At 72.2% G+C, this 26,765-nt stretch carries 28 protein-coding genes; 10 read left to right on the top strand and 18 right to left on the bottom strand.

Going from position 1 to position 26,765, the window contains the following annotated elements:
* A partial coding sequence (locus DEI83_RS12965) for a HupE/UreJ family protein (protein WP_375334670.1) occupies positions 1–1,253 on the top strand: 1,253 nt, incomplete at its 5' end.
* 115 nt (positions 1,254–1,368) lie between these two features.
* A complete protein-coding gene (locus DEI83_RS12960; protein ID WP_111082361.1) occupies positions 1,369–3,501 on the top strand; it encodes an Ig-like domain repeat protein in 2,133 nt (710 codons plus the stop codon).
* A 114-nt stretch (positions 3,502–3,615) separates the two neighbouring features.
* On the opposite strand, the gene DEI83_RS12955 is transcribed toward DEI83_RS12960, so the two are convergent.
* The 3 genes from DEI83_RS12955 to DEI83_RS12945 form a co-directional block, all read right to left on the bottom strand.
* Positions 3,616–4,476: a glycoside hydrolase family 16 protein gene (locus DEI83_RS12955; RefSeq protein ID WP_111082360.1), complete on the bottom strand. Its 861-nt coding sequence runs from the start codon at positions 4,474–4,476 to the stop codon at positions 3,616–3,618.
* A 196-nt stretch (positions 4,477–4,672) separates the two neighbouring features.
* A complete protein-coding gene (locus DEI83_RS12950) occupies positions 4,673–6,214 on the bottom strand; it encodes an MFS transporter (protein ID WP_111082359.1) in 1,542 nt (513 codons plus the stop codon).
* A gap of 129 nt (positions 6,215–6,343) precedes the next feature.
* Positions 6,344–6,676 (bottom strand): helix-turn-helix domain-containing protein, encoded by a 333-nt coding sequence (locus tag DEI83_RS12945; RefSeq protein WP_111082358.1) that lies wholly within the window; start codon positions 6,674–6,676, stop codon positions 6,344–6,346.
* A 49-nt stretch (positions 6,677–6,725) separates the two neighbouring features.
* Here DEI83_RS12945 and map point away from each other — a divergent pair, with 49 nt between their 5' ends.
* From map to DEI83_RS12925, 4 genes are all read left to right on the top strand, one after another.
* Positions 6,726–7,502 carry a type I methionyl aminopeptidase gene (gene map, locus DEI83_RS12940; protein ID WP_111082357.1) on the top strand — a complete coding sequence of 259 codons (777 nt, stop codon included), beginning with the start codon at positions 6,726–6,728 and terminating at the stop codon, positions 7,500–7,502.
* A 77-nt stretch (positions 7,503–7,579) separates the two neighbouring features.
* Positions 7,580–8,353: a LamB/YcsF family protein gene (locus tag DEI83_RS12935; RefSeq protein WP_111082356.1), complete on the top strand. Its 774-nt coding sequence runs from the start codon at positions 7,580–7,582 to the stop codon at positions 8,351–8,353.
* Complete coding sequence (locus DEI83_RS12930) at positions 8,350–8,982, top strand: allophanate hydrolase subunit 1 (RefSeq protein WP_111082355.1); 633 nt, start codon at positions 8,350–8,352, stop codon at positions 8,980–8,982. The genes DEI83_RS12935 and DEI83_RS12930 overlap by 4 nt, the downstream gene beginning before the upstream one ends.
* Positions 8,979–9,878: a biotin-dependent carboxyltransferase family protein gene (locus tag DEI83_RS12925; protein WP_220036795.1), complete on the top strand. Its 900-nt coding sequence runs from the start codon at positions 8,979–8,981 to the stop codon at positions 9,876–9,878. The genes DEI83_RS12930 and DEI83_RS12925 overlap by 4 nt, the downstream gene beginning before the upstream one ends.
* Before the next feature lie 4 nt (positions 9,879–9,882).
* Here the strand turns inward: DEI83_RS12925 and DEI83_RS12920 are convergent, their stop codons facing one another.
* Both DEI83_RS12920 and DEI83_RS12915 read right to left on the bottom strand, forming a co-directional pair.
* Positions 9,883–10,113, bottom strand: coding sequence for a helix-turn-helix transcriptional regulator (locus DEI83_RS12920; protein WP_111082353.1), 231 nt, complete (start codon positions 10,111–10,113; stop codon positions 9,883–9,885).
* A complete protein-coding gene (locus DEI83_RS12915; protein ID WP_111082352.1) occupies positions 10,113–10,724 on the bottom strand; it encodes a hypothetical protein in 612 nt (203 codons plus the stop codon). Before DEI83_RS12915 ends, DEI83_RS12920 begins: the two co-directional genes overlap by 1 nt.
* 166 nt (positions 10,725–10,890) lie before the next feature.
* Here DEI83_RS12915 and DEI83_RS12910 point away from each other — a divergent pair, with 166 nt between their 5' ends.
* Entirely contained in the window at positions 10,891–11,196 is a 306-nt protein-coding gene (locus DEI83_RS12910; protein ID WP_111082351.1) for a putative quinol monooxygenase, read from the top strand.
* A 25-nt stretch (positions 11,197–11,221) separates the two neighbouring features.
* Here the strand turns inward: DEI83_RS12910 and DEI83_RS12905 are convergent, their stop codons facing one another.
* From DEI83_RS12905 to DEI83_RS12895, 3 genes are read right to left on the bottom strand one after another with little or no spacing between them, the layout of a single operon-like run.
* Positions 11,222–12,289, bottom strand: coding sequence for a DUF2891 family protein (locus tag DEI83_RS12905; protein ID WP_111082350.1), 1,068 nt, complete (start codon positions 12,287–12,289; stop codon positions 11,222–11,224).
* Positions 12,276–13,346 carry a DUF979 domain-containing protein gene (locus tag DEI83_RS12900; protein ID WP_111082349.1) on the bottom strand — a complete coding sequence of 357 codons (1,071 nt, stop codon included), beginning with the start codon at positions 13,344–13,346 and terminating at the stop codon, positions 12,276–12,278. The genes DEI83_RS12905 and DEI83_RS12900 overlap by 14 nt, the downstream gene beginning before the upstream one ends.
* Complete coding sequence (locus DEI83_RS12895) at positions 13,343–14,041, bottom strand: DUF969 domain-containing protein (RefSeq protein WP_111082348.1); 699 nt, start codon at positions 14,039–14,041, stop codon at positions 13,343–13,345. Before DEI83_RS12895 ends, DEI83_RS12900 begins: the two co-directional genes overlap by 4 nt.
* Before the next feature lie 119 nt (positions 14,042–14,160).
* On the opposite strand from DEI83_RS12895, the gene DEI83_RS12890 reads away from it, so the two are divergent.
* Positions 14,161–14,802, top strand: coding sequence for a GntR family transcriptional regulator (locus tag DEI83_RS12890; protein WP_111082347.1), 642 nt, complete (start codon positions 14,161–14,163; stop codon positions 14,800–14,802).
* A 23-nt stretch (positions 14,803–14,825) separates the two neighbouring features.
* Here DEI83_RS12890 and DEI83_RS12885 read toward each other — a convergent pair whose 3' ends face one another.
* The 6 genes from DEI83_RS12885 to DEI83_RS12860 all read right to left on the bottom strand — a co-directional run bounded on the left by DEI83_RS12885 (position 14,826) and on the right by DEI83_RS12860 (position 20,565).
* A complete protein-coding gene (locus DEI83_RS12885) occupies positions 14,826–15,185 on the bottom strand; it encodes a hypothetical protein (RefSeq protein ID WP_111082346.1) in 360 nt (119 codons plus the stop codon).
* Between the two features lie 106 nt (positions 15,186–15,291).
* Positions 15,292–15,804: a GNAT family N-acetyltransferase gene (locus DEI83_RS12880; protein ID WP_258371198.1), complete on the bottom strand. Its 513-nt coding sequence runs from the start codon at positions 15,802–15,804 to the stop codon at positions 15,292–15,294.
* Between the two features lie 43 nt (positions 15,805–15,847).
* Positions 15,848–16,525 carry a response regulator transcription factor gene (locus tag DEI83_RS12875; protein WP_258371197.1) on the bottom strand — a complete coding sequence of 226 codons (678 nt, stop codon included), beginning with the start codon at positions 16,523–16,525 and terminating at the stop codon, positions 15,848–15,850.
* Positions 16,522–17,862, bottom strand: coding sequence for a sensor histidine kinase (locus DEI83_RS12870; protein ID WP_111082344.1), 1,341 nt, complete (start codon positions 17,860–17,862; stop codon positions 16,522–16,524). Before DEI83_RS12870 ends, DEI83_RS12875 begins: the two co-directional genes overlap by 4 nt.
* A gap of 4 nt (positions 17,863–17,866) precedes the next feature.
* Complete coding sequence (locus DEI83_RS12865; RefSeq protein WP_111082343.1) at positions 17,867–19,804, bottom strand: ABC transporter permease; 1,938 nt, start codon at positions 19,802–19,804, stop codon at positions 17,867–17,869.
* Positions 19,801–20,565, bottom strand: a complete 765-nt coding sequence (locus DEI83_RS12860; RefSeq protein WP_111082342.1) for an ABC transporter ATP-binding protein — start codon at positions 20,563–20,565, stop codon at positions 19,801–19,803. Before DEI83_RS12860 ends, DEI83_RS12865 begins: the two co-directional genes overlap by 4 nt.
* Positions 20,566–20,768: 203 nt before the next feature.
* Here DEI83_RS12860 and DEI83_RS12855 point away from each other — a divergent pair, with 203 nt between their 5' ends.
* A complete protein-coding gene (locus DEI83_RS12855) occupies positions 20,769–21,446 on the top strand; it encodes an NUDIX hydrolase (protein ID WP_375334669.1) in 678 nt (225 codons plus the stop codon).
* A 118-nt stretch (positions 21,447–21,564) separates the two neighbouring features.
* Here DEI83_RS12855 and DEI83_RS12850 read toward each other — a convergent pair whose 3' ends face one another.
* From DEI83_RS12850 to DEI83_RS12835, 4 genes are read right to left on the bottom strand one after another with little or no spacing between them, the layout of a single operon-like run.
* Positions 21,565–22,947 (bottom strand): GH1 family beta-glucosidase, encoded by a 1,383-nt coding sequence (locus tag DEI83_RS12850; protein ID WP_181431223.1) that lies wholly within the window; start codon positions 22,945–22,947, stop codon positions 21,565–21,567.
* A 2-nt stretch (positions 22,948–22,949) separates the two neighbouring features.
* Positions 22,950–23,312: a tautomerase family protein gene (locus DEI83_RS12845; protein ID WP_110890893.1), complete on the bottom strand. Its 363-nt coding sequence runs from the start codon at positions 23,310–23,312 to the stop codon at positions 22,950–22,952.
* Between the two features lie 52 nt (positions 23,313–23,364).
* A complete protein-coding gene (locus DEI83_RS12840; protein ID WP_111082340.1) occupies positions 23,365–24,321 on the bottom strand; it encodes an aldo/keto reductase in 957 nt (318 codons plus the stop codon).
* Positions 24,318–25,121, bottom strand: a complete 804-nt coding sequence (locus tag DEI83_RS12835) for a VOC family protein (RefSeq protein ID WP_111082339.1) — start codon at positions 25,119–25,121, stop codon at positions 24,318–24,320. The genes DEI83_RS12840 and DEI83_RS12835 overlap by 4 nt, the downstream gene beginning before the upstream one ends.
* 249 nt (positions 25,122–25,370) lie before the next feature.
* Here DEI83_RS12835 and DEI83_RS12830 point away from each other — a divergent pair, with 249 nt between their 5' ends.
* The gene (locus DEI83_RS12830) at positions 25,371–26,747 is read left to right on the top strand and encodes an ABC transporter substrate-binding protein (RefSeq protein WP_111082338.1); all 1,377 of its coding nucleotides are present in this window, start codon (positions 25,371–25,373) and stop codon (positions 26,745–26,747) included.
* Positions 26,748–26,765 lie beyond the last annotated feature (18 nt).

Raw genomic sequence — 26,765 nt, 5'->3', positions numbered from 1 at the left:
ACAGCGCTCCCACCGGGCTCCCCCTCCTCCCCCCGTTCATCGCCCGGATCGTCGCCGCCGTGGTCCTGGTCGGCACGGTGGCCGCGAGCCTCCTGGTCGGCGCGTCCGCGGCGAGCGCCCACGGGTTCAGCTCCGTCGTCTACGCGGACGTGACCGGCCAGGGGGCCGAGACCGTCCGGGCCGGACTCGGGCTCGAGTACGACCTCATGCTCGTGTCCGTCGGGACGAGCGAGGACGACGACGCGCTCTACCGTCAGGGGCAGGCGGCCTGGGACGACGGCGACTTCCCGGGCATGGTGCGCGCCGCCGAGACGCACCTCGACTCCATCGGCCGGTACGTGTTCGACCGCTTCGCGGTGACCTCCGGCGGTCGGGAGTGCATCGGCACGCTCGACGACTCGGTCCGCGTGGACGTGCAGGACGAGGTGCCGTACGCACACGTCACGGCGGAGTTCAGGTGCCCGGAGGCCGGGCACACCGCGTCCGGGCACGTCGTCCGGTCCGGGTTGTTCCCGGACAGCGAGACGTTCGTGAAGGACACGAAGACGATCGTCACCTACGACGTCGACGACCAGGAGGGCACGGCGACGCTCGACGCCGGGCAGCCGTCGTTCTCGACCGAGCAGTCCGCGGGGGCACGGTTCTGGGAGTTCTTCACGCTCGGCGCGGAGCACCTGCTCACCGGCATCGACCACATCCTGTTCCTCATCGCGCTCATCGCCGGTTCCCGTCGCCTGCGCGAGGTCGTGTACACGGCGTCGGCGTTCACGATCGCGCACTCGATCACGTTCATCCTCGCCGCGCTCGGCGTCGTGAGCCCGCCGTCGATCGTCGTCGAGCCGCTCATCGCGCTCTCGATCGCCGCGGTCGCCGGGTGGTACCTGTGGCGGCTCGTGCAGCGTCGGTCGCGCGCGGACGAGCTGGTCGTGGCGGACCACGGTCGGTTCGCCCTGGACCGGTCCGGGTGGTCCCGCCTGGCCGTCGTGTTCGCGTTCGGACTCATCCACGGACTCGGTTTCGCGGGCGCGCTCGGCATCCAGGAGGCGTTCTCGTGGCAGCTGCTCGTGTCGCTCCTCATCTTCAACGTCGGCATCGAGGCGGTGCAGCTCGCGATCATCGTCATCGTCTTCCCGCCGCTGTCCCTGCTGCGTCGCAAGGCCCACGTCGTGTCGCTCTGGGTGACGGGGGCCGTGACGGCGGGCGTGTTCGTGATGGGGATGATCTGGTTCGTCCAGCGGCTCGTCGAGGGCTGATCCACTACCGCCTCGGCGCTGTGAGCCGGATGGACACACAGCGTTTACTCACGATCTACCAGGGCGATGCAGAGTCTCTCTGCTGCACCATCCCTCTCCTTGAGAACGGAACGACATGAGTCTCCTGTCCGGCGCCCCTTCCCGGCGCAGAACCACCACCCTCCGCTTCGGCGGGGCCGTCATCGGAGCGGCCCTCATCGCCGGTGCGTGCCTCGTCGGCACCAACCCCGCGACCGCGGCCACCAACACCCCCACGAGCAACGTCTCGAACGGTGGCCCGATCCACATCCTGCTCGGCGTCGGCGCCACCGAGAGCCAGCGCATCGCCTCGTGGTACTTCCCCGCCAACGTCGCCCAGTCGCTCGAGATCCAGAAGACCGACAGCATGACCGGCGGTGTCTTCACCGACGCGAAGCAGACGATCGCCGCGTCGAAGGCCGCCAACACCGCTGCCGACACGAGCACGACCGACTCGTCGACGCGCTCCATCCCGGGCATCACCGCCGCGTCGGGCTACATCAACGCGCACGCGACGATCAAGGACCTCGAGCCGAACACCACGTACACCTACCACGTGGGTGCCGCGGACGGTTCCGCCTGGTCGACCCCGTACACGTTCACCACGAAGAGCTTCAGCGGCGACTTCGACTTCCTGTTCTTCGGTGACCCGCAGATCGGTTCGTCGGGCTTCACCGACGACGACGGCGCCGGCTGGGCCGACACCCTGAAGTACGCCACCACGAAGGAGAAGAACGCCGAGCTCCTCGTCTCCGGTGGCGACCAGGTCGAGAACGCCAACAACGAGTACCAGTGGGGTGCGTTCGCCGACAGCAGCGACGTCCTCAAGCGCTACCCGTGGGCCTCGACCATCGGCAACCACGACGTGGGCGGCAAGGCATACGAGCAGCACAACCAGCTGCCGAACTCGCTCCGCGTGCCGGACTTCTACCCGGGTGGCAACTCCACCACGAACTCGGGTGGCGACTACTGGTACATGTACAAGGGCGTCCTGTTCATCGACATCAACTCGAACGCCTACTCGGGCGGTTCCGACGCGGCGCACGTGAACTACATCCGCGACGTCATCACCCGTCACGGCGACGACGCGAAGTGGACCGCGCTGGTCTACCACCACTCGATCTACTCGCCGGCCGACCACGCGAACGACCGTGACAACCAGCAGCGCCGCTTCGACTTCACCCGCGCGTTCTCCGACATGGGTGTCGACGTCGTCCTGCAGGGCCACGACCACTCCTACTCGCGCAGCTACGCGATCAAGAACGGCAAGAAGGCCAACCCCGCCGAGCAGCCGGGCGCCGACGACGTCTTCGCCGGTCCCGGCGGTGTCATCTACCTCACCGCCAACTCCGCGTCGGGCTCGAAGTACTACGACCTGACCACGCCGGAGCCGAGCCAGGGTGGCTACGGCCCCGACCCGCTCGACCCGACCGGCCAGCGTCACTTCGCCAACTCGGTGGAGAACCAGGAGCACGTCCGCACGTACGTCAAGGTGTCGGTCACCGACGACAACCTCGCCGTCACGAACGTCCGGGCGAGCGACTGCACCACGCTCAACTCGGCCGTCCAGCACGGTCGTGTCGACAGCTGCGGTGTGACCCTCAAGCCGACCGAGTCGGCCGACCCGGCGCCGATCGGCTCGAACGTCGACGAGTTCTCGCTGCACGCCACGCTGCCGGCGACCACCACCACGCTCACGGCCTCGGCCGCGAAGCAGGCCTACGGCACGACCAAGCCGGTCACGGTCACCGCGACCATCGGCGGCGGCATCGGCGCCAAGACCGGCACGGTGACCTTCTCCGAGGGCGGCAAGCAGCTCGGCACCGCGACGGTGGCGGACAGCAAGGCGACCTTCACGCTGCCGAAGACCCTCACGGTCGGCAAGCACAGCATCACGGCGTCCTTCGTCAGCGACTCGGCCTACTCCGGCACGAACTCCTCGACGACCCGGGCGATCGCGGTCACGGTGGAGAAGGCCTCGTCGTCGACGAGCATCACCTACTCCGGCACGAAGGCGGTCGTGAAGGTCACCTCGCGCGGCATCGTGGTGAACGGCCAGGCGAAGATCTACGACGGCACGAAGCACATCAAGACCGTCAAGATCGACCGCAACTCCGCCGGCACGCGGTTCACCCTGAAGAAGGGCACGCACAAGCTGCACGCCGTCTTCAGCGGCAACAGCATCATCGCGGGCAGCACGAGCCCGACCATCTCGGTCCGGGTGCGCTGACCCGACCAGCACACGAGTGAGGGCCCCGCGGCTTCGGCTGCGGGGCCCTCACCCGTTGCGGTACCGAACACCGCCGCCTCCGGCGTCCCACCGGAGGCGGCGCGACGCCGTCGGTCAGGCGTTCTGCCAGACCCGGATCCAGTCCACGAGCATCTGCTGCGGGAACCGGGTGGTGGCGTCCGGCGAGCCCGGCCACCCACCGCCGACCGCGACGTTGAGGATCACGAAGAAGGGCTTGTCGAACACCCACGGGTCGCCGTTCGTGTCCGTCGGCGTGATCGTGCGGTAGGTCGCGCCGTCCACGGACCAGCTGATCGACCCCGGCCGCCAGTCCACCGCGTAGACGTGGAAGTCGTCCGCGAACGCGCCCTGCGGCAGCGTCGCACCCCCGCCGATGCCCTCGGCGCCGGAGTACCCCGGGCCGTGCACGGTGCCGTGGACCGTCCCGGGCTCGCGGCCGATGTTCTCCATGACGTCGATCTCGCCGCACGCCGGCCACCCGACCTGCGGCAGGTCGGCGCCGAGCATCCAGAACGCGGGCCAGATGCCCTGCCCGCGCGGGATCCTGATCCGGGCCTCGACGCGCCCGTACTGCACGGAGTACGTGCCCTGCGACGTCAGGCGGGCCGACGTGTACGAGCCGTCGGCTTCGCGCCGTGCGGTGATGACGAGGTTCCCGTTGCCGTCGAGCGCCGAGTTCCGCCGCGAGTCCGTGTACACCTCGAGCTCGCCGTTGCCCCAACCACCACCGCCGAGGTCGTACCGCCAGATGCCCGGGTTCGGCGCGCTCCCGGCCGGCCCGTCGAACTCGTCGGCCGCGAGGAGCGCCGGTGTCGTGGCCGCTCGGGCCGTCTCGGGGCGGAGCGCGGCGACGCCGGTGATCCCGGCCGCGGCGGCCGCGCCCAGGCCGAGCGTGAGCAGGCGGCGGCGGTCGATCGCGCCGCCGGCCTGGTGCGACTGGTCCTCGTTCGTCATGGGTCCTCCGGCACGGTGCTGTCGTGGGTGAGAGGAACAGTAGACGACACGTTCCGCCCGAACGCCATGCCCCCGTCCGGGTCGGCCGCGCTCAGCGGCCAGACCGGTCAGGGGGCGCTGGGCCACACGGGAGGCACGTGGCGGGCTCGCCACGGGCCTCCCGTGTGTCAGCTGGCCCGGCGCGACCAGTGCCCGCTCAGGCGTGTCCGGCCGACGCCTCGACCGTCTCCTCCGACACCTCGGACGACGCGTGCGTCGTGCGCGTGCGGACGAACACCGCGGCGAGGACCGCCACGACGACCGCGACCACCCCGGCCACGACGAAGGCGGTGTGCATGCCGCCGAGGAACGCGTCCCTGGCCGCCGCGGCCGCCGCCGATCCGAGCCCGTCGGGCACGATGCCCTGGGCGAGCCCCTGCCGGGCGGCGCTCGAGAGCCCGAGGCCGGTCGTACCGGAGAGCACCCCGGCGCTGACCACGGCGGAGAGCACCGACGTGCCGAGTGCGCCGCCGAGCTGGAGCGCCGTCGCCTGGAACCCGCCGGCCACGCCCGCCAGCTGCACGGGGGCGCCGCCGACGACGGCCTCGGCGCCCGCGGTCATCGTGAAGCCCGCGCCGAGGGCGAAGACGATGAACGGGATCGCCATCCCGATGTACGCCGAGTCCTGCGTGGTGGTGGTGAGCGCGAACAGGGCGACCCCGACCATGAGCAGGCCGACGGTGAGGGTGCGGCGGATGCCGAGCTTGGCGACGAGGGCAGCACCGATCGGCGAGGCGATGATCGAGACACCGCTCAGCGGGAGCTGCATGAGTCCCGCCTGCAGGCCGGTGACCCCGCGGAGGTTGAGCATGTACAGCGACAGGAAGAACGTCACGCCGAGCATCGCGAAGAAGTTCGCGCCGACGGCCAGTCCCCCGATCGAGAGCGACGACGAGCGGAACAGGGACATCGGCAGCAGCGGGTCGGTCACGCGCAGTTCGACGACGACGAACACCACGAGCAGCGCCGCACCACCGAGCAGCACCCCGAGGGTGATGGGGCTCCCCCAGCCCCAGGACTCCGACTGGACGACGGCGAGGACGATGCCGAACAGGCCGAGCGCGAGCAGCACCACGCCCGCGACGTCGAAGCGTCCGCGGTGCGGAGCCGTGGACTCGCGGAGGACCAGCCCGCCGAACACCAGGCCGACGACGGCGATCGGGGCGTTCACGAAGAAGACGGACTCCCACCCGAGGGCCGCGACGAGCACGCCCGCGACGATCGGGCCCGCGGCGATGGCGACCGACGACGCCCCGCCCCAGACGCCGACGGCGACGCCGAACCGCTCCTTCGGAAAGGTCGCGCGCAGGAGCGCCAGGGTCTGCGGCATGAGCAGTGCGGCGCTGAGCCCCTGCACGGCGCGGAAGACGATCACGCCGGTGGCCGTCCCGACCAGGCCGATCGCCACCGACGCCAGCGCGAACGCGACGACTCCGATCAGGTACATGCGGCGACGACCGAAGCGGTCCCCGAGCTTGCCGCCGAGGATGAGGAACACCGCGAGGGCGAGCAGGTACGCGTTCGTGATCCACTGCAGCTGCGTGAAGGTGGTGCCGAGGTCGGCGGCGATGGCGGGGTTCGCGATCGAGACGACCGTGGCGTCGAGCCCGACCATGAACAGGCCGAAGCACACGGCGACGAGGGTGGCGATCGGGTTGCCGCGCAGGGTGCGGCGGGATCCGGGCATGGACGTGCCCATGGGGAGCTCCTTCGGACGACACGGATCGTGCTCCGGCGGAGGGCCGCACGGCGAGGGGCACGAGGGGTGCGAACCGAAGGACGCGCGGGTGGCACCGACTGTGAGCGGTACACGAGCCGTCCGTCGACCTCACGCGACGGGCAGCCCCCTTGGTTCTGAATCCATAACGATACCAGATCGGTCCCCCGGGTGGTCGACCGGGCCGTCAGCACGCGGGGTGCCGCCACAGGCCTGGGCCCACACCGCGTCGAGTGACAGCCCCAACACTCCGGCGAGCGCCGCCACGGTCGCGAAGGACGGCGTGGCGATGCGTCCGGTCTCGATCTTCCGGAGCGTCTCGGGGGAGATCCCGGCCGCGAGCGCGACGTCGAGCATCGAGCGCTCCCCCCGCGCGGACCGGAGCACCGCACCGAGGCGCCGCCCGCGTTCGAGGTCGAGGGGGGTGAGCGGCAACCGGACCATGTTCTGATAGTAATACCGTTACAACTATCCCGACGGAAGAAGCGCCCGCATGATCGAGATCCTCACCCCGGCCGAGCTCCCCCGGGCGCGCGCGGCCGGCACCCTCGTCGCCGACATCCTGCACACGCTCCGTGGCCGGACGACGGTCGGCACGAACCTCCTCGACCTCGACCGGTGGGCGGCCGAGATGATCGCCGCTGCCGGGGCCACCTCCTGCTACGTCGACTACGCCCCCTCGTTCGGGCGCGGCCCGTTCGGTCACCACATCTGCACCGCCGTGAACGACGCCGTCCTGCACGGCCTGCCGCACGACCGGACCCTGGCGGACGGGGACCTGCTGACGCTCGACCTGGCCGTCGTGCACCACGGCTACGCCGCCGACTCCGCCATCAGCTTCGTCGTCGGCACGAGCCGCCCGCCCGAGAGCGTCGCCCTCATCGAGACGACCGAGCGTGCCCTCGCCGCCGGCATCGCGGCCGCCCGCCCGGGTGCCCGGCTCGGCGACCTGTCGCACGCCATCGGGTCCGTGCTCTCGGACGCCGGGTACCCGATCAACCTGGAGTTCGGCGGGCACGGCATCGGCTCGACCATGCACCAGGACCCGCACGTGGCCAACGACGGCCGACCGGGTCGCGGGTACGCCCTGCGACCGGGGCTGCTCCTCGCGCTCGAGCCGTGGGTGATGGTCGACACGGACGAGCTCGTCACGGACCCGGACGGCTGGACGCTCCGCAGCGCCACGGGTTGCCGGACCGCGCACAGCGAGCACACCATCGCGATCACCGAGGACGGGGCAGAGGTCCTCACCCTGCCGTCCCGGGTCTGACGCCGACCGGACCTCGCCCTCGTGACAGCGACGGTGGCGGCCGGTAGGTTGTTGAACAATCCAGACAGGGGGTCCGCATGCCATCGATCGACCTGAACAGCGACCTCGGTGAGGGCTTCGGCGCCTGGACCGCGGGCGACGACCGGGCGATGCTCGACGTCGTCTCGAGCGTGAACATCGCCTGCGGCGCCCACGCCGGTGACCCGACGATCATGCTCGACACCTGCCGGGCCGCGGCCGAACGAGGCGTGGCCGTCGGCGCACACGTGGCGTACCGCGACCTCGCGGGGTTCGGCCGCCGTCCGGTGCACGTCTCCCCTGACGAGCTGTACGCCGACGTCGTCCACCAGCTCGGCGCCCTGGCCGCCGCGGCCCGGGTCGCGGGTACCCGCGTCACCTACGTCAAGCCGCACGGCGCCCTCTACAACACCGCCTGCGCGGACCCGGTGCAGGCCGAGGCGGTCGTCCGCGCCGTCGCCGACGTCGACGCCTCGCTGGCCGTCCTGGCGCTGCCCGGCTCGGAGCTGCTGCTGGCGGCGGCACGGCACGGACTCCGTGCGGTCAGCGAGTCCTTCGCCGACCGTGCCTACGAACCGGACGGGTCACTCGTCTCCCGCAGCCGCCCGGGCTCGGTGCTGCACGACCCGGACGAGGTCGCCGCCCGCGTCCTGCGGATGGTCACCGAGGGGATCGCCACCGCGATCGACGGCACCGACATCCCGGTCCGCGCCGACTCGGTGTGCGTGCACGGCGACTCCCCCGACGCGGTCGCGATGGCCCGGGCCGTCCGAACGCTGCTGACGGCGCAGGGCATCGACATCACGTCGTTCTCGACGGCCGCCGCGTCATGACCCCGGACGTCCGCGCGGCCGGTGCCTCGGCGGTGCTGGCGACGTTCGGCACCCTGACGGAGGTCGTGGCGTTCCGGACGGGCCTCGCCGGCGCGGTCCTGCCCGGCGTGACCGAGGTGGTCTCCGGCGCGCGGACCCTCCTCCTCCGGTTCGACCCCGCCGTCACCGACGCCGGACGGCTCCGCGCCCTGCTGTCCGAGGTCGCACCGGTCGATCCCGCCGGCGACACCGCGGACCGCGAACCGGTCGTCATCCCGGTGACCTACGACGGCGAGGACATCCGAGCGGTGACCGGGCTCACCGGCATGACCCGCGACGAGCTCGTCGCCTGGCACACCGGGCAGGTCTGGACGAGCGCCTTCTGCGGGTTCGCTCCGGGGTTCAGCTACCTCACCGGCACCTCCCCCTCGCTCGACCTCCCGCGTCACGACACCTCGCGCACCGCGGTCCCGAGCGGAGCCGTCGCCCTCGCCGGCGAGTTCAGCGCCGTCTACCCGCGCACCTCGCCCGGCGGATGGCAGCTCATCGGCCGCACCGACGTCCCGATGTGGTCGCTCGAGCGCACGCCACCCGCCCTCGCCCCGGCCGGCACCCGGATCCGGTTCGTCGACGCGGGAGCCGCCGCGTGAGCACGCTCACGGTCGTGCAGGTCGGCTTCGGGGTCACCATCCAGGACCTCGGACGACCGGGCCTCAGCGACATGGGCCTGGGTGCCGCCGGCGCGGCGGACCGCGGCTCGGCAGCGCTCGCCAACCGGATGGTCGGGAACGCTCCGGACGCAGCCGTCCTGGAGGCCCTCCTCGGTTCCGTCGCCCTCCGTTCCGACGCGCACGTGCTCGCCGCCGTCACGGGGGCACCGTGCCCGGTGTCGATCGAACGGGCCGACGGCCGCGTCCACGGCGCGGCCGCCTACGAGGTCCTGTCGCTGTCTCCCGGCGACACCGTCCGGATCGGCCTGCCCGAGCACCGTCTGCGCGCCTACGTCGCCGTCCGCGGCGGCGTCGCGGTCGGGCCGGTGCTCGGCAGTCGTTCCTGGGACTCCCTCGCCCAGCTCGGTCCCGCTCCCCTGCGCGACGGGGACGTCCTGCCCGTGGGCGACCGAGCGGGGGCATGGCCCGTGGTCGACGCCGTCCCACCGCCGCGCACGCCCTGGGCCGACGAGCCCGCCGTGCTCGACGTGCTGCCGGGTCCTCGCGACGACTGGTTCACCCCGGACTGGCGGGGCGTGCTCACCGGTCAGGAGTACACGGTGAGCGCCGACAGTGACCGCGTCGGGGTCCGCACCACCGCCGCCGTGCCGCTCGAGCGTGCCGTCGCGCGGGAGCTCCCGAGCGAGGGCGTCGAGACCGGGGCACTGCAGGTCCCGCCGACCGGGTTCCCGGTGCTGTTCCTCGCCGACCACCCGGTCACCGGCGGCTACCCGGTCGTGGCCGTCCTGACACCGGAGTCCGTCGACCGTGCGGCACAGCTCCGGCCGGGTGATCCGCTGCGCTTCCGGGTCGTCCGCCGACGGGCCCGCCACTGACGACTCAGGCGCTCCGCACCGAGAACACGTCGCCCGGCTGGCAACCGAGCACCTGGCAGATCCGGGTCAGCGTCGAGAACCGGATCGCCCGGGCGCGGTTGTTCTTCAGCACGGACAGGTTGACGACGGTCACGCCGACACGGTCCGCGAGTTCGGTGAGCGTCATGTCGCGCTCGGCCAGCAGATCGTCGATGTGGCACACGACCGCGTGACCGTCCTCGACCTCCGGAGCCATCAGACCAACCCCGACTGGTCGCGGACCATCCGCTGCGACGCGGTGAGGGCGAACCGGAAGCAGATCACCAGGAGCAACCCGAGGTACACCGCCACGTACGGCGGCTCGACGACGGGTGCCGGCAGACGTCCGTCCCAGCCGAGCCCGGACACCACCCAGTTCCAGCCCATCCGTCGGATGAAGGTGGGGACGAAACCGGCGAGCACGGCCGCGCCGGCCAACAGGCCGAGGACGACGGTCGCCGACCGGTCGAAGAGCTTCCCGCGCGAGATCGTCCACGCCACGGCGGCGACGAGGGCGATGAGCACGGCGACGAGCACGACCTCGAGCACGTCACCGACGCGGATGAGCCCGATCGCACCGCCGGGGACGTCGTCGGTGCGGACCTGCAGGGTGAGACGGTCGGCGCGCACCGTCGCACCGCCGGGCGGCTGTGGGACCTCGGTCGTCGGAGCCGTGCGCACCGGGACCGAGACGAGCCCGGACCGCACCGAAGCGACGAGGTCGACCACGTACCGGGCGACGACGACGATGATCCCCACGGCGCAGGCGGCCACGTAGGCGAGGTAGGAGTTCGTCCCGCGCGGCGGGTCGTAGACGGGTGTGGTCATCGGTTCATCCCCTTGTCGATCTTCGATGGTATCGATCTTCGATGCAACGGTAATCGATGGGCCAGCGAACGACAACCCCCGGTACCGGAACAAGGTCGGAGCCGAGCGGGTTCACCCCGACGGGCCGCGTCACCCGACAGGGCCCGGCAGACGAAAGGTGCACACCATGACGATGACGGTCTTCCTCGAGGTCGAGCTCCGCAGCGACGTGTCGGCCGAGGCGGTCGAGCGCGCGATCCGCGAGACGCTCGCGCAGACCGCCGCCCGCGCCGGCAACGAGTCGCTCGAGGTCCTGGTCGACGACGCCGACCCGACGCGTCTGGTCGTCCTGGAACGCTGGGCGACGGCCGCCGACCACGACGCTTACGTCGCCTGGCGCGCGACGCCCGAGGGTGCCGCGGAAGCGCTCGGCGCCGTCCTCGCCGCGCCCCCGGTCACCCGCACCTTCGGTCGGACGATCCCTCTCGCCTGACCCCTCGCGCCTTGCGACGGGCAGGTCAGCGGGCTGCGTGCTCCCGGGCCTCCATCGCGTCCCACGCGAAGCTCGCGAGCCAGTGGGTGGAGTAGTACTCCTCACCGACGCTCGCGGCGAGGCCAGCGGCGAGCAACGAGTCGGCGGCGGCGTCCAGCAGCGCGGCCGTCTCGACACCGTCCGCGCCCGCTGCCCGGAGGGCGTCGGCGATGCGGCGTGCGGACCCGGCGCGGGACAGGTCGAGGCCGAACAGGTGCACCTGCTGCGGGTCGTTCTCGTCGCGCACCACCGTCGGGGTGAGGACCGCGTCGCCCTCCGTGACCTGCACGAGGAACGAGCGGGCCCACGGGGCGAACTCGTCCGCCGGCAGGACCGCGCGCATGAGATCGGCCTCGGCCAGTCCGGCGGACAGGAAGTCGTGCCCGCTCCGCTCCCAGGCGAAGGGCCAGCCGGCGTCGGCACCGAACCACTCGCGGGCAGCGCGCTCCACCGTCGCGACCAGGTCGTGTCGGCCGAGCGAGCGAGCACCCTCGAGCACGAGCAGCAGTCCGAACGCCGAGTTCGAGTGCACCCCGTGCCGGACCGGGTGGGCCGCGCCGTCGACCCAGCGGGTGACGAGGTCCTCGAGCACCTCGACGACGGGTGCGAACCCCGGCGCGAGCGCCCGGACCGCCGGCGCCTCGGAGGCGGACACCTCGGCGGCGAGGCGCATCAGCCACGCCCAGCCGTAGGGGCGCTCGTAGTGCGGGGTCGCGCGGAGGTACGCCGCTTCGGTCGCCAGGTGGGCCTCGGACAGGTGGGCCTGCAGGACGGAGGTGATCCGGGCCTCCAGGTCGGCGGGCACGCCGAAGGCGACCAGGCGGGCGGCGAGCCAGTGCATGTGCACCGAGGAGTGCCAGTCGTAGGACGTGGCGAAGGCGGGGTGCAGCTCGACGGGGAGCGCACGGTCGTCCGGACCGGACGTCGTGTGGTGCGCCGCGTACGGGTACTCGCGGGTGATGTTGTCGAGCGCGACGGCGGCGAAGCCAGCCGCCCAGGCGGAACGGCCGAGGTCGGCGGATGCGCCGGTGGGGGCGGGGTCAGAATGCGACAAGGTACATCACTCCCATGTTGACGACGAGCAGGATCCCGGAGGTCGGGAGCTGCGCCTTGATCGGCCCGTACTTGTCCCGCATCTCGAGCAGGGCAGCGGGCACGAGGTTGAAGTTCGCGGCCATCGGGGTGGCCAGGGTGCCGCAGAAGCCGGCGAGCATGCCGATGGCGAAGATCGCCGCCGGGTTGCCGTCGAAGCCCTGCACCAGCACCGGCCAGCCGATCGCCGCTGTCATGATCGGGAAGGCCGCGAAGGCGTTGCCCATGATGACGGTGAAGAGCGCCATGCCGAGGCAGTACACGATCACGGCGGCGAACAGCGAGCCGTCCGGCAGCACCGCCTCGATGATCGTGCCGACCGCCGTGCCGACACCGGCCTGCGTGAAGACGATCCCGAGCGTGGAGAGCATCTGCGGCAGGAGTGCCGCCCAGCCGATCGCCTGCAGCAGGCGCGCGCCTTCCCGGACCGGGGTGTCGAGCCGCGGCGGACGGAGCACGAACACCGCGACGACCACGGCGAGCACCGACCCGATGCCGAGTCCGGTGAGGGTCGCGCTGCCCTCGGCGAGCAGCGGCTCCCCGCCGATCGACACGAGCGGGCCGAGGGTCGCGACGAGCACCGCGACGACCGGGATCACCAGCGCGGGGATGAACAGCTTGTTGCCGAACCGCTGCGCGGACATGGCGCGCTCGTCCGGACTCGTCGTCGCGAGGACGCTCGTGCTGGAGCTCGGTCGGGTGGTGACGGCGGTGGGTTCGGCCGGACCGGTCGCGGAGCCGACCCCGGCGCCCGGGACACTCGCGACCCGCGTGCGGCTCGTCGTGCCGGTGAACCCGAGCCCGGCGAGCGCCACCATCACCAGGACCGCGACGCCGAGTGCCCAGGCCGGGATGGCGCCGGACACGACGAACGTGCCGGCGAAGAACGAGAGTCCGAGGATGCCCCAGAACGCCGCGTTCCCGACCCGCTTGGCGTGGGTTCGGTCCGTGACGATGAACACCGAGACGGCGATGAAGAACGCGCCGATGAGCCAGTACAGCCATTCGCTGGTGATCACGCCGCGACCTCCTCGGTCTGGCGGACGTCAGCCGCCATCTTGTCGAGCTTCCGGTCGAGCAGGAGCAGGCGGACACCGTGCACGACGAGCGCCGCGATGCCGGTGGGGATCGCCCACAGCGCCAGGTCGATCGGCTCGAGGGCAAGGCCGTACGTGGTGTCGACGAAGGTCGTGATGAGCAGGATCGACCCGACCGCGACGAACACGTCCTCGCCGAAGAACACCCCGACGGTGTCGGACGACGCCGAGAAGCCCTTGATCTTCTCGCGCATCCGCTCGTCGATGCGGCCGTACTTCTTCGTCGCCGCCCCCTCCGCCATCGGGTGCACGAGCGGGCGGACGGTCTGCGCCGGCCCGCCGATGCTCGTCAGACCCACGGCGGCGGTGACCTGCCGGACCGCGAGGTACCCGGCGAGGATGCGGCCGGTGGTCAGCTTGTCGAGCTTCGCGATGAGGCGCTTCGCCTGGTCCTGCAGCCCGTACCGCTCGATGAGGCCGATGACCGGCAGCACGAGTGCGAACGTCGTGACGCTGCGGCTGGACGCGAAACCGTTCCCGAACGCGGTGAGGATGCCGACGGGGTCGATCCCGCCGATGGCTGCCGTGACGATGCCCGCCACGGTGACCACGAGCAGCGCGTTGATGCGCAGCGCGAAGCCGATGATCACGACGGCGACGCCGATGAGGACGAACATGCGGGACAGTCTGGCCTGCATTGTTCAACAATCTCAAGACCCGGCCGGCATCTGTAACACGGCGGTCACACGAGCCCGCGTTCGGCCGGTCCGGACGCTCCCTCTGTCAGGATCAGGCCATGACCCGAACCGTCAGCGGCGCTGAGTCGACCGCGGCCCGACTTCGGTCCTCGATCGCGGACGGTGCCTTCATGCCGGGGGCGCGCTTGTCCGAGGAGCGGCTGAGCGACCAGCTCGGCGTCTCACGGAACACGCTGCGCGAGGCCTTCCGGCTGCTCGCCCGCGACCGGCTCGTCGAGCACGTCTTCAACCGCGGGGTGTTCGTCCAGCGCCTGTCTGCCGACGACGTGACGGACCTCTACGCGGCCCGTCGGGTCCTCGAGGAGGCGGGCATCCGCGCCTGCGCCCCGGAGTCCCCCGCCCTGGCCGCCGCGGCCGCCGCCGTCGCGGACGCCCGCGCTGCCGCCGTCGCCGGGGACTGGCGCGCGGTCGGCACCGCGGACATCCGCTTCCACTCGGAACTCGTCCGGGCCGTGCCCAGCGAGCGGCTGCACGTGCTCATGGACTCGCTGCTCGCCGAGATGCGGCTCGCGTTCCTCACCACTGACGACCCGGCCGCGTTCCACGCGGACTTCGTCGACCGGAACGAGGCGATCGTCGCAGCGCTGCGCACCGGCGACCGGGACGGCGCGGCGACGCTGCTGGGCGACTACCTCGACGACGCGGAAGCGACGCTGCGGTCCGCCGCCGCCTCGCGCTGACGAGCGGGAGGCCGTCCCGCGGCTCAGGGCTTCGCCGGCTCCGCCGGGGCTCCGGGCTCCTCGTCGCCCTCGGTCAGGTCCGACCGGGTGTCGGCGTGGATCACGGTGTCGTGCCCGAACGTGCGGGCAGCGGCGCGCAACCGGGCGACGAACTCGTCGTTCTCGAGCTCGAGCTCGTCCTCTTCGGCGTCCGAGACGACGACCTCGCTCGACGGTCCGATGAGGATCTTCGTCGTCGTCATCGTGCCGTCCTCGGCGACGCTCGGCACGGCCACGGTGTCGGCCCGGTCGCCTCCAGAGAGCGCTGCGGCGTACTCGATCACGGCGTCGGCGACGTCGTCACTGGTGAGGATCGCGGTGCTGTCGTAGTGGATGGTCTTCATCGGGAGCCCCTTTCGCCAGACCATCAAAGACCCGTTGCCCGGGAACACCCCGGTCGTGCCGCACAGGGGCGCGTGCAGCGGACAACGTCGGCCGGCCGGGGACCGGTCAGCGCAGGGACTTCACCAGCTCCAGCTCCTCGCCGTGTGGCGGCAGGGGGTAGGGCACGCGGCGGCCGGTCGGGACGAACCCGCGGCGACGGTAGAAGGCGATGGCGCGCGGGTTCTCCTCGTGCACGTGCAGCAGGAAACGGTCACCGTGGCCCCGTGCCCAGTCCTCCACTGCGTCGAGGAGGGCGTCCGTCACGCCCGACTCCCGGCCACGATGGTGCGGGTCGACGAACACACTGACCAGGAGCGGGTGCCCGCCGTCGAGGCGACCGCCCATGATGCCGGCCCAGGCACCGGTCGTCACGTCCTCGGCGACGAACCAGGGCGTGTCGTCGTCGGCACCGCTGCCGGCACGCCGACGCCACTCGTCCTCGTCGAGCTGTCGTGCGTGCGCCAGGGTCTCGAGGAACGCGAGCGGCGTGTCCGCGAGCATCCGCAGGCGCAGGTCGCGGAACGCGGCCCAGTCGTCGCGGCCGGTGCGGCGGATCACGATGTGGTCGGGCAGTGGCATCCGGTGGTCCTCCCGGTCCGGTGTCGTCAGGGTCCCGCTGGCGTCAGGCGCCGCCGCCCCGCAGCCAGGCGAGCACGGCGAGCACCCGCCGGTGCGCGTCGGGTGTCGGTTCGAGGTCGAGCTTGGTGAAGATCGAGCTGATGTGCTTCTCGACGGAGGCGACCGCGATGCGCAGCCGGTGCGCGACCGCCTGGTTGGTCTGCCCCTCGGCGATGAGCCGGAGGACGTCGCGTTCCCGTGGCGTGAGGCGCTCGACCGGGTCGGTCCGGCGGGCGATGAGCCGCTGCACGATCTGCGGATCGAGGACCAGACCGCCGCGGGCGACCCGGGCGACGTCGTCCCGGAGGTCGTCGATCGACGAGATCCGGTCCTTCAACAGGTACCCGACGTGGTGTTCGCCGGTCGCCAGGAGTTCCCGGGCGTAGTCGAGTTCGGCGTACTGACTGAGGAGCAGCACCGCCACCTCGGGGTGCTCGGTCCGGATCCGGATCGCCGCGCGGAGGCCCTCGTCCCGGAACGTGGGCGGCATCCGCACGTCGAGCACGGCGACGTCCGGTCGCACGGTGGCGAGTTCCGCGAGCAGGGCGCCGGCGTCACCGTACGACCCGCCGATCGTGAACCCGGCCTCCTCGAACAGGCGGATCGTGCCCTCCCGGAGCAGGACCGAGTCCTCGGCGAGGACGATGCGCAACGCGGGGACTGCACCTGCTCCGAGGGTCACCCGGCCAGGGTACGGCCTCCGGTCGCCGGTGCCTCGACGGGGACCGGGATGCGGACCCGCACCACGGTCGGTCCCCCGGGTGGGCTGGTGACCGTGAACACGCCCTGGAGGCCCTCCACACGGTCCCGGAGTCCGTCCAGACCATGGCCGGGGTCGAGTCGAGCACCGCCGACCCCGTCGTCGCGGACCTCCAGTTCGAGGTCGCCGCCCGGGGCGGCCACCGCCCGGATCCTCGCGCTGCTCGCGTGGGCGTGCTTCGTCACGTTCGTGAGCAGTTCCGACAGGATCGCGTAGGCACTCCGCTCGACGGCGGCGAGCCCGGCCCCGGCGGCGTCCAGCCGGACGTCCGCCGTCGTCGGCAGGACACTGTCCTCGGCCAGGGCCTCGACGGCCGCCGCGAGACCACGGTCCTGGAGGATCGGCGGTGCGAGCCCGCGGGAGAGGTTCCGGATCGTCTCGAGCACGGCCTTCGACCGGTCCAACGACTCCTCGACGAGCCGCTCGGCGGCTGCGGTGTCGTCCGGGAACCGGCGGAGGGCGATGGCCAGGTCGTACTGCAGGCGGAGCAGCTGCTGCTGGGGGCCGTCGTGGATGTCCCGCTCGAGCCGGCGCAGCGACGCGTCCTCGGCGAGGAGGGCGGCCCGACGTCCGGCCTCGGCGCGCTGCGCCCCGCGGAGCAGTCGGACGTCCTGCCGCTCCCCGAGGAGGAGTCCGGCGAGCACCAGGTGCGGCACGATCAGGACGCGTGTGACGATCGGGAACGTCGCGGCGAGGACGAGTCCGGCGAGGACGACGACCAGCGGCCGGAGCACCGTCCCGGTCCACTGCCCGGTCTCCCCGATGCCCGCGGCCACCCGCTCCAGCCAGATGTCGTCGGCCGGGGTGACGGCCCAGGTCCACGCCGGGTACGTGACGGCGCCCAGTGCGAGCGCGCCCCACGTCACCGTGGCCACCCACGTGGCGACCGACACCGGGAAGGTCGCGAGGGCGTGGGCGGTCGCGGCCCAGTTCCTGGTGTCGGCGAGCGGCGCCACCAACCGCACCCCGGGGACGCCGGTCGGGAGGTCAGGACGGACCGTCCAGTCCGGAGCGTCCGGGACCTCGCCGACCCTGCCCGCCCGGCGACGGGCGAACACCCCGAGCAGGCGTCCGATCCGCACGGTCACGGCCAGCACCGGGAGCCCCACCCACACGATCCCCAGCCCGAGTCCCAGACACAGCAGGGTCAGGACGACGACGAAGCCGACGAGGTCCACCGGGAGCGCCGTCAGGAGGTACCAGGTCCGCCCGGTCCAGCCGCGCCACTCGTCGACGTACCGTCGTCGTCTCTCCGTCACGGGCCTATCCTCGCGCTGCCAGGAGCGTCGCGGGGCCCTGACGCGTCGCGACCGCCGCCGCCACGAGCCCGGCCGCCCCCGTCAGGACGAGTCCGCCGCCGCTCGCCACGACGACGAGGAGCCACGGCACGTGCAGCACCGCTGCTCCCGTGGCCTGGGCCGTCCCGGCGAGCACGGCCGCCGCGGTCATCGCGGTCGCGACGAGCGCCAGCCCGACCGCCGAGCCGGCGACGAGGACGGTCTCGAGTGTCGCCGCGGCCAGGACCTGTCCGCGCGTCATCCCGCTCGCGCGGGCCACCGCGAAGGCCCGGCGTCGGCCGGAGGTCGCGATCGCGACGGCGTTGAGGACACCGATCACCGCGTAGAGCGCTCCGACCGCCATCACGACGAGCAGGACGCGGGTGTTCTGGTCGAGGCCGGCTGCCCCGGCGTCCGCCGCCCAGGCGTCGGTCTCCGCCACCGTCCCGATGCGGGCGAGGGCGGCGGTGACGGCCTCGCGGTCCGCGCCCTGGTCGAGGACGACGAACGTGGTCGCGGGGCTGTCGGCCAGGACGTCCGCCGGCACCAGGTCCCGGGGGACGACGATCCCGACCTGCTCGGCGCTCCCGGCCGGGACGGGGAGGCCGAACCGGACCGCCCCGAGGGCACGGTCACCGATGGCCACGGTCCCGGCTCGTCCGAGACCGAGTCCGGTCGCACCGGGGCCGGGGGCCGCGGACCGACCGCCGAGGTCCTGCATCGCGGCGCCCGCACCGGGGTGTGCTGCCGCGAACCCCTCGGGGTCGACCACGAGGGCCTCCGTCGTGACGGCGAGCGGCGTCCCCGCGAGTTCCTCGGACATCCCCGGGACGGCCGACCCGGACGGCTGGACCCGCACGGGGACGGCCCACTCGGTGGACGCGGCCGCGACCCCGGGCACCGAAGCCGGGTCCGCGGTGAACACGCCGGTCGTCTGCAGCACGAGGTCCGCGTCCGTGCCCCGCGCGATCTGGGCGGTCGCGGCGTCCGAGAAGGACAGCATCGCGATCGGCTGGCTCAGCACCAGGGCCAGCAGGACGACGAGCGGGGCGGCGGTGGAGGCCGAGCGGGTCCGGGCGTCGCGGAGTTCCGCGACGGCCAACGACCCGACCGCCGAACGCGGACGCGGGAGGACGGCGGCCACGAGCGGCACGAGCACCGGGGCGGTCATCGTGATCGCGAGTGCGCCGGTGATGCCGGCGGACATCGCCATCGCCTGCGCGCCGGCGAGCCCACCCACGGGTGCGAGGACGACCAGGGCGACCGTCGCCACGGCGAGCACGAGCCCACCGATCCACCGCGACCGCGTCATCGGTCGTGCCGCGGCGCCGGTCTCCCGCACCGCGTCGAGCGGGTCGACCCGGGCGGCTCGCCGAGCGGCGACCGCGACCCCGGCAGATGCGAGGCCGATCCCGACGGCGAGGGACGCGGGGACGATCCACACGTGCCAGACCGGGGAGAAGCCCGACGGCACGAAACCGGCGATCACGAGCATGCGCGTCTCCACCGCCATCAGTGCGATGCCGGCCGGGATGCCGAGCACGGCCCCGACGAGGCCGAGGACGACGGCCTCGCCACGGAGCATCCGCCGCACCTGCCCGACCTCGGCTCCGACGATGCGCAGCAGGGCGAGGTCCCGTCGACGCTCGGTGACCGAGAAGGCGAAGGTCGACGCGATGATGAACACCGCGAGGAAGGCGGCGAACCCGAGGGTGACGGAGACGACGGTGACCGCGACGATCCTGCTGCCGTCGGACCGGGCCTGGGTGAGCGCGTCGGCGTCGGCCGCCGGCTGCATGCCGAGCACGGACAGCAGGAGCAGCAGCGACGCCTGCACGAGCCCGACGCCGAGGGCGACGGTGACGACCGCGCCGACGTACGTCTGCCAGCGCTCCCGGAACCCGCTCAGTGCGATGCGGTTCATCGTCCCGTCTCCAGGCTGACGAGGCGGTTCGCGATCGTGGCGGCGTCGGCGCCGGTGAGTGCGTCGACGAGCTGGCCGTCGCGGAGGAACACGGTGGAGTCGGCGGCGGCCGCGGCAGCCGGGTCGTGGGTGACCATGAGGATGGTCTGCCCGGCGTCGGTCATCTCGCGCATCATCGCCAGGACCACGCGGGCGGCGGTGGAGTCGAGCGCCCCGGTCGGCTCGTCGGCGAACAGGACCTCGGGTGCGGTGATCATCGCGCGGGCGATCGCGACGCGCTGTTGCTGCCCGCCGGAGAGCTCCCGTGGCCGGTGTCCCACCCGGTCGCCCAGGCCGACGCGGCTGAGGGCGTCGCGGATCATCTGTCGGGACGGGTGGCGACCCGCGAGTTCGAGCGGCAGCGCGACGTTCTGCTCCGCGGTCAGCGACGCGATGAGGTTGAACGCCTGGAAGACGAACCCGATGCGGTTCCGGCGCAGCAGCGTGCGCTCGTGGTCCGTGGCGTCGGTGATGTCCGTCCCGCCGAGGACGACGCGGCCGGAGTCGACGTGGTCGAGGCCGGCGGCGATCTGCAGGAGGGTCGACTTCCCGGAGCCGGACGGACCCATGATCGCGGTCCAGGAGCCGGTGGGGAGTTCGAGGGTGACGTCGCGGAGCGCGGTAACGCTCGCGTCGCCGGTGCCGTGGGTGCGGGTGACGCCGAGGAGCGCCAACGCGGTCTCGTGGTGGACGAGGGTCTGGGTCGTGGTGGTCGTTGTCATGCCTCGATCACAGCCGTCCCGACGCTCGCGGAACAGCGTGCGGACCCGGCGACGACCCCCTGGCCAGCCAGGGGGTGCCGTGACCGGCCGGACCCGTCGACGCTCTCCGCACAGCGCGGGCCGGCTCGGACACCGCCCGGTGCCTAGGCTGATCTGATGACCTCGCCCTGCACGTCCTCCGTCTCCGTCGTTCCGAGGGCGCTGTGAGCGCGCGGGGACAGCTCGCGGCGGCCGTCGCACCCGGCACGGCGCCCCTCGTCACCGGGATGCCCGCGGCCCCGTCCCCACGGCGGGCGGCGGTGCTCATGCTCTTCGGCACGCTCGATCGCGTCCCGAGTGCGCGTCGCGCTCGAGCCGATGACGTCTCGCGGGACCTCGACGTGCTCCTGCTCGCCCGTGCCGCCACCCTGCGCTCACACGCCGGCGAGGTGGCGTTCCCGGGCGGCCGGGTCGACCCCGGCGACGTCGACGCCGTCGCTGCCGCCCTCCGGGAGGCCCGTGAGGAGACCGGCCTGGACGTCACGGGCGTCGACGTGCTCGGTGCTGCCGCACCGGTGCCGCTCGCCCACTCGCGGCACCTGGTCACCCCGGTGCTCGGGTGGTGGCGTACGCCGTCGCCGGTCAGGGTCGTGGACGAGGCGGAGTCGGCAGCCGTCTTCCGGGCACCGGTCGCCGATCTGCTCGACCCGGCGAACCGCGGCGTCACGGTGTTCCACCGCGACGGCAGGGAGTCGCGCGGTCCGGCCTTCACGGTCCGCACCGGGTCCGGCTCGCACGTCGTCTGGGGCTTCACCGCGACGCTGCTCGACGGCCTGTTCGACCGGGTCGGGTGGACCGAGCCGTGGGACCACGAGCGGGTGGTGGCGATCCCGGGGCTGTGAGCGTCGGGCCGTCGACAGCACGACGGACGGGAGGCGCGGTGCCAGCCGGCACCGCGCCTCCCGTCCGTCATCGCCGTCCCCGCTGGACTGCGGCGCGGACGGCTCGCGTGACCGCGGATCAGTCCGCGTCGCGGAGGAACGCCGTGAGCCAGTGCCCGCTCTGCTTCACGGTCCGCTGCTGCGTCTCGTAGTCCACGTGCACGATGCCGAACCGCCGTGAGTAGCCCCAGGCCCACTCCCAGTTGTCCATCAACGACCACGCGAAGTACCCGCGCAAGGGCAACCCGGCGTCGACGGCGGCTGCGCACGCTCCGAGGTGTGCGCGGAGGTACGCCGTCCGGTCGGGGTCGACGACCTCCCCCTCCGGCCCGACGTGGTCCGGGTCGGGGTACGCCGACCCGTTCTCCGTGATGTACAGCGGCAGTTCCGGCGCCAGGTCGTGCGCCTGCCGCAGGACGTCGACCATGCCGTCCGGGTGGACCTCCCAGTCCATCCCGGTCACCGCTGCCCCGGTCCGCACGAACCGCACCCGCTCGCTGCCGGGGTAGGCGCTCGGCTCCGTGGTGCCAGCCTCGTCGACGTCGGCCGGCGCCGCCACCGTGTGCCGGCTGTAGTAGTTGATGCCGAGGAAGTCGATCGGCGCGGCGATCCGCTGCAGGTCCTCCGCCGTGGCGTGCTCGGTGAACCACGACGTCTGCCCGAGGTCCTCGAGCACGTCGGCCGGGTAGCTCCCACGCAACACCGGGTCGAGGAAGAAGCGATTGCTCAGGCCGTCGATCCGGCGTGCGGCGTCGCGGTCCTCGGCGGAGTCCGACGCCGGACGCACCGAGTACAGGTTCAGCGTCGTGCCGACTCGGGCCTCGGGCCGCGTCGCCCGGACCGCCTCCAGCGCCAGTCCGTGCCCGAGCAGGAGGTGGTGTGCCGCCTGCGCGGACCGGGCTCCCTCGTGCCGCCCCGGTGCGTGCACCCCGCTGGCGTAGCCGAGGAACGACGAACACCAGGGCTCGTTCAGGGTGATCCAGTCGGTGACCACGTCGCCGAGCTGCTCGGTCACGAGCGCTGCGTACTCGGCGAAGCGTGCGGCGGTGTCCCGTTCAAGCCACCCTCCGCGGTCCTCGAGCGCCTGCGGGAGGTCCCAGTGGTACAGCGTCGCCCAGGGAGTGACGCCCTGCTCGAGGAGCCCCTCGGCCAGCCGCCGGTAGAAGTCGATGCCGGCGGGGTTCACCGGGCCGGTGCCGTCGGCCTGGATGCGCGGCCAGGCGATCGAGAACCGGTACGCGTCGAAGCCGAGGTCGGCGATGAGCGACACGTCCTCCGGCATCCGGCGGTAGTGGTCGTCCGCCGGGTCACCGGTGGACCCGTCGGCGATCGCGCCCGGCACCCGGGCGAAGGTGTCCCAGATGCTCGCGCCGCGGCCGTCCGCCTGCGTCGCCCCCTCGATCTGGTACGAGGCGGTCGCGGCGCCGAGGACGAAGTCGGCGGGCAGGTCGCTGCGACGCATGGTCACTGCACCGCGGACGGGGCGAGCCAGTCGCCGTCGCCGTTCTCGTGGATGGCGATGAGCACGTTGTCGCGCTTGATGCCGAGGGCGGCGAGGCGGTCGACGACGAGGGCGGCGCCGCGCTGCTTCACCTCGGGCGAGTACCCGGTGTAGGCGAGGATCTCGACGAAGACGATGTCCGTCCGGTCCGCCTCGGGGAAGGTGCGGCTGTAGAACAGGTCACCGGGTTCGTGCAGCTGGAAGACCTGGAACAGGTCGTCGGCGGGCATCCCCCAGCCGTCGGCCAGGGCGGAGTTGATCGCCTCGCTCATCTGCGGTCGGAGGTCGGCGAGGGGGGTGTGCATGTCGATGCGGACGAGTGGCATGTGGGCCTCGGTTTCGTTGGGTCGGTGGCGGCCGGGCGGCCGGTCGGGAGGCTCAGCGCGCGTCCGGCGCGTCGAGCCAGTTGTCGGGGGTGGGGACCAGGTCCTCGAGGGACGCCCAGAAGGCGTCCGGCAGGTCCAGGTCGGCGGCGTCGAGGGTCGGCCGGATGCGTTCCGGCCGGCTGATCCCGACGATCGTGCTGGCGAAGCGCGGGTCGCGGGTCGAGAAGCGCAGCGCCGCTGCGGCGAGCGTCGTCCCGGCGTCGTGGCAGAGTTCGCGCATCGCCGTGATCGCGCGCAGGGTCGCGGGCGGCGCCGGGCGGTACCCGTACGACGTCGTCCGCCCGGTCTCGTCGGTGAGGATCCCGCCGCCGAGCACGGCGGCGTTGACGACGCCGACGCCGAGTTCCGCGGCCCGGTCGAGGAGCGGTCCGGCGCTCCGGTCGACGACCGTCCAGCGGTTGTGGACGAGCAGGACCTCGAACACCCCGAGGTCGAGCCAGCGGCGCATCTCGTGCACGTTCCCACCGGCGAGACCGATGTGCTCGACCTCGCCCCGCTCCCGCGCGGCCACGAGCGCCTCGAGCGCTCCGCCGGGGCCGGACAGCGCACCGAAGTCGTGGAACTCCGGGTCGTGCAGGTGCACCAGGGGCAGCGGGGCGATGCCGAGGCGCTCGATGCTCTCGGCGATCGACCGGCGGACGCGGTCGCCGCTGTAGTCGCCGTCCCGCGCGTCTACCTTCGTGATGACCGTGACGTCGTCGGGGACACCACCGGACTCGGCGATCGCGCGACCGATGCGGGCTTCGCTCCGGCCGTCCGAGTACCCGTTGGCCGTGTCGATCGTCCGGATGCCGCTGCGGAGCACCGCGCCGACGAGCGCGACCGCGTCCGCCTCGGCGACCTCGTGGCCGAAGTTCTCGGGCATGCTGCCCAGCGGGGCCCCGCCCAGGGTGACCGGACTGACGAGCAGTCCCGTGCGGCCGAGGGGTCGGAGGAGACCGGCGTTCATGCCGAGGCGACGATGAACGGCAGACCGTCCGGGTCCGTGCGGACGTCCTGGCCGAGCAGGGTGCCGACGGCGAGGGCGACGCTGCCGCCGCCCGCTCCTGCCGCGGGGGCCGACTTGGTCCCGGTCGCTCCGAAGGCCACGGCCGCGAACCCGAGGGCGTCGAGTTGCGGCGTCCGCTCCTGCTTCTCCGCACGGTCGTAGGTGAAGACCTCGAGCGAGCTGTCACCGGCCCGGAGGAAGGTGATCTCGAAGCCCCGGTCGTCACTCGGCTGGTGGATGCCCGCCATGCGGACGTAGCCGAGCTCGGCGAAGAACTCGGTCGTCCGGTCGATGTCCGCGACGGTCTCGGCCACGTGGTCGAAACGCGGTCGGTCCGGTTCGCCGAGACCCCAGTCCCGGTCCACGGCCTGCTGGTCGTGGACGTCGTGGTACTGCAACGGTCCTTCGACGAGCTCGAGGAGCGTCCCGTCGGGGTCGAAGAAGAACGTGATGCGCACGCCGCCTTCGGCGTCGATCGGCTCGAGGTGGAACGGGACGCCGGCGTCGTGCAACGCGCTGACGCGGGCGTCGAGGTCGGCCACCTTGAAGCCCACGTGCCGGAAGCCGCGCTGCAGGTCGTCGCCGATCCACGTGGACTCCGCCGGCGCGTCGACGCGGGTGAGCACGAAGCGCGCGGCGACGAGGTCGAGTTCGGCGGCGTCGGGCGAGGACGAGATGACGGTCGCGCCGAGGTGACGCGTGTAGAACTCCGCGGACTGCGCGACGTCGCGCACGTTGAGGAGGACGGATTCGATGGCCACGGAAGGGTCCTTTCGTCGGTGAAGCGGGTGCCTTCGTGCCAGGCGGGGGCAACGCTAGTGCCGTCATGAACACTGTGCAACTAAGTCGCGCTCCGCGGCGGTGAGGAGCATGTGCCGGGCAAACTGCCGCCCTGTGCCAGTTCGTGACAAATAGGTTCGAACTCTTGCGCGGGCGGAGCGGCGTCCGTAGGCTCGCCGCCGAACGGGCACCTCGGTGCACCCCCAGCACAACGACGTGAAGGAAGAACAATGAAGCGAACGCGGATCCTGACCGCCGCGGCCCTCGCCGCGACCGCCGCTCTGCTCATCACCAGCTGCTCCGGGTCCCCCGGGAACGCCGGGGAGGACGTCAAGCCGGCGAAGAAGGGCTCGGTGACGTGGTGGGGGTGGACGCCGGACACCCCCGTGGCCGAGCGGTACATCGAGGCCTTCAACGAGCAGTACCCCGACATCGAGGTCACGTACAAGAACTTCGAGAACGTCGACTACCGGAACACGATCACGCCGGCGCTCGACTCCGGCAAGGGTCCGGACGTCTTCGACCTCTCGCCGGCCGGCGGGTCGCCTGACCTGTGGGGGCCGTACGCGCTCGACCTCAGCTCGCTCGCGAAGAGCACGCTCGGTGCCGGGTGGAAGGACGACATCGGCGGTGACTACGTCGAGCAGTTGACCAGCTCGGACGGACGGTTCGTCTCACTGCCGCTGGGCGGGATGTCAGCCGGGTTCCTCTGGTACAACCAGGACGTCCTCGACGAGGCCGGCGCGGATGTCCCCACCGACTACCGGTCGTGGGTGGACACCTGCGAGAAGGTCACCGCGATCGGCAAGACCTGCTTCACGATGGGCGCCGGCGGCAGCGACACGTTCCCGACGGACATGTACCACGCTATCGCGAACTCGGTCGCCCCGGGGTGGTTCATCAAGGCGTCCACCGGCAAGGCGAAGTGGAACGACGCGAACGGCATCGAGGTCCTCCGGATCATCGAGAAGATGCAGGACGACGGGATCATCCCGAAGGACGCTCTCGACGGCCCGCAGTACCCCCTCGCGAACAACGAGTTCATGAAGGGCGACGCGGCCATGGTCCAGATGGGCTTCTGGTACACGCAGTACGCCGGAGCCGACTCGTGCAAGGCCGCGATGGAGGCCGCCGGGGTCAGCAGTCCGAAGTGCTTCGTGCAGCTGCCGGCAGCCTTCCCGGACGTCGCCGGGAAGGGCAACGGTTCCGCGTACTTCAGCGAGGCCGACTACGGGATCGCGATCAACTCGGCGTCCGAGCACATCGGTGCCGCGAAGACGTTCGTGTCCTGGATGACCCTCCACGAGCAGGGTCAGCAGAACGTGGCCAACGCGATCGACCTCCTGCCCGCGGTCAAGGGCGTCAGCCCCGACTGGGACTCCATCCAGCTCGTGGACGAGTCCGTCCAGCGTCCGGCGATCGAGAAGCTCATCGCGGACAGCAGCGAGGCGAGCGAGTCCCGCCAGTGGCAGGCCACCGAGAAGTCACTCGACGCGATCGTCGTCGCGACGCAGCAGGTGCTCGACCCCTCGGTGGACAAGTCGATCCAGGACATCGCCGACGACCAGCAAGCGGCGTCGGTCGCCAGCGAGGTCGGCACGAAGTGAGCCGGGCCGACCGCAGCG

This window comes from Curtobacterium sp. MCBD17_021 (assembly GCF_003234525.1).
Classification (GTDB): domain Bacteria; phylum Actinomycetota; class Actinomycetes; order Actinomycetales; family Microbacteriaceae; genus Curtobacterium.
The sequence above is the reverse complement of the archived record's forward strand: the minus strand, read 5'-3'. Positions and strand labels throughout refer to the sequence as shown.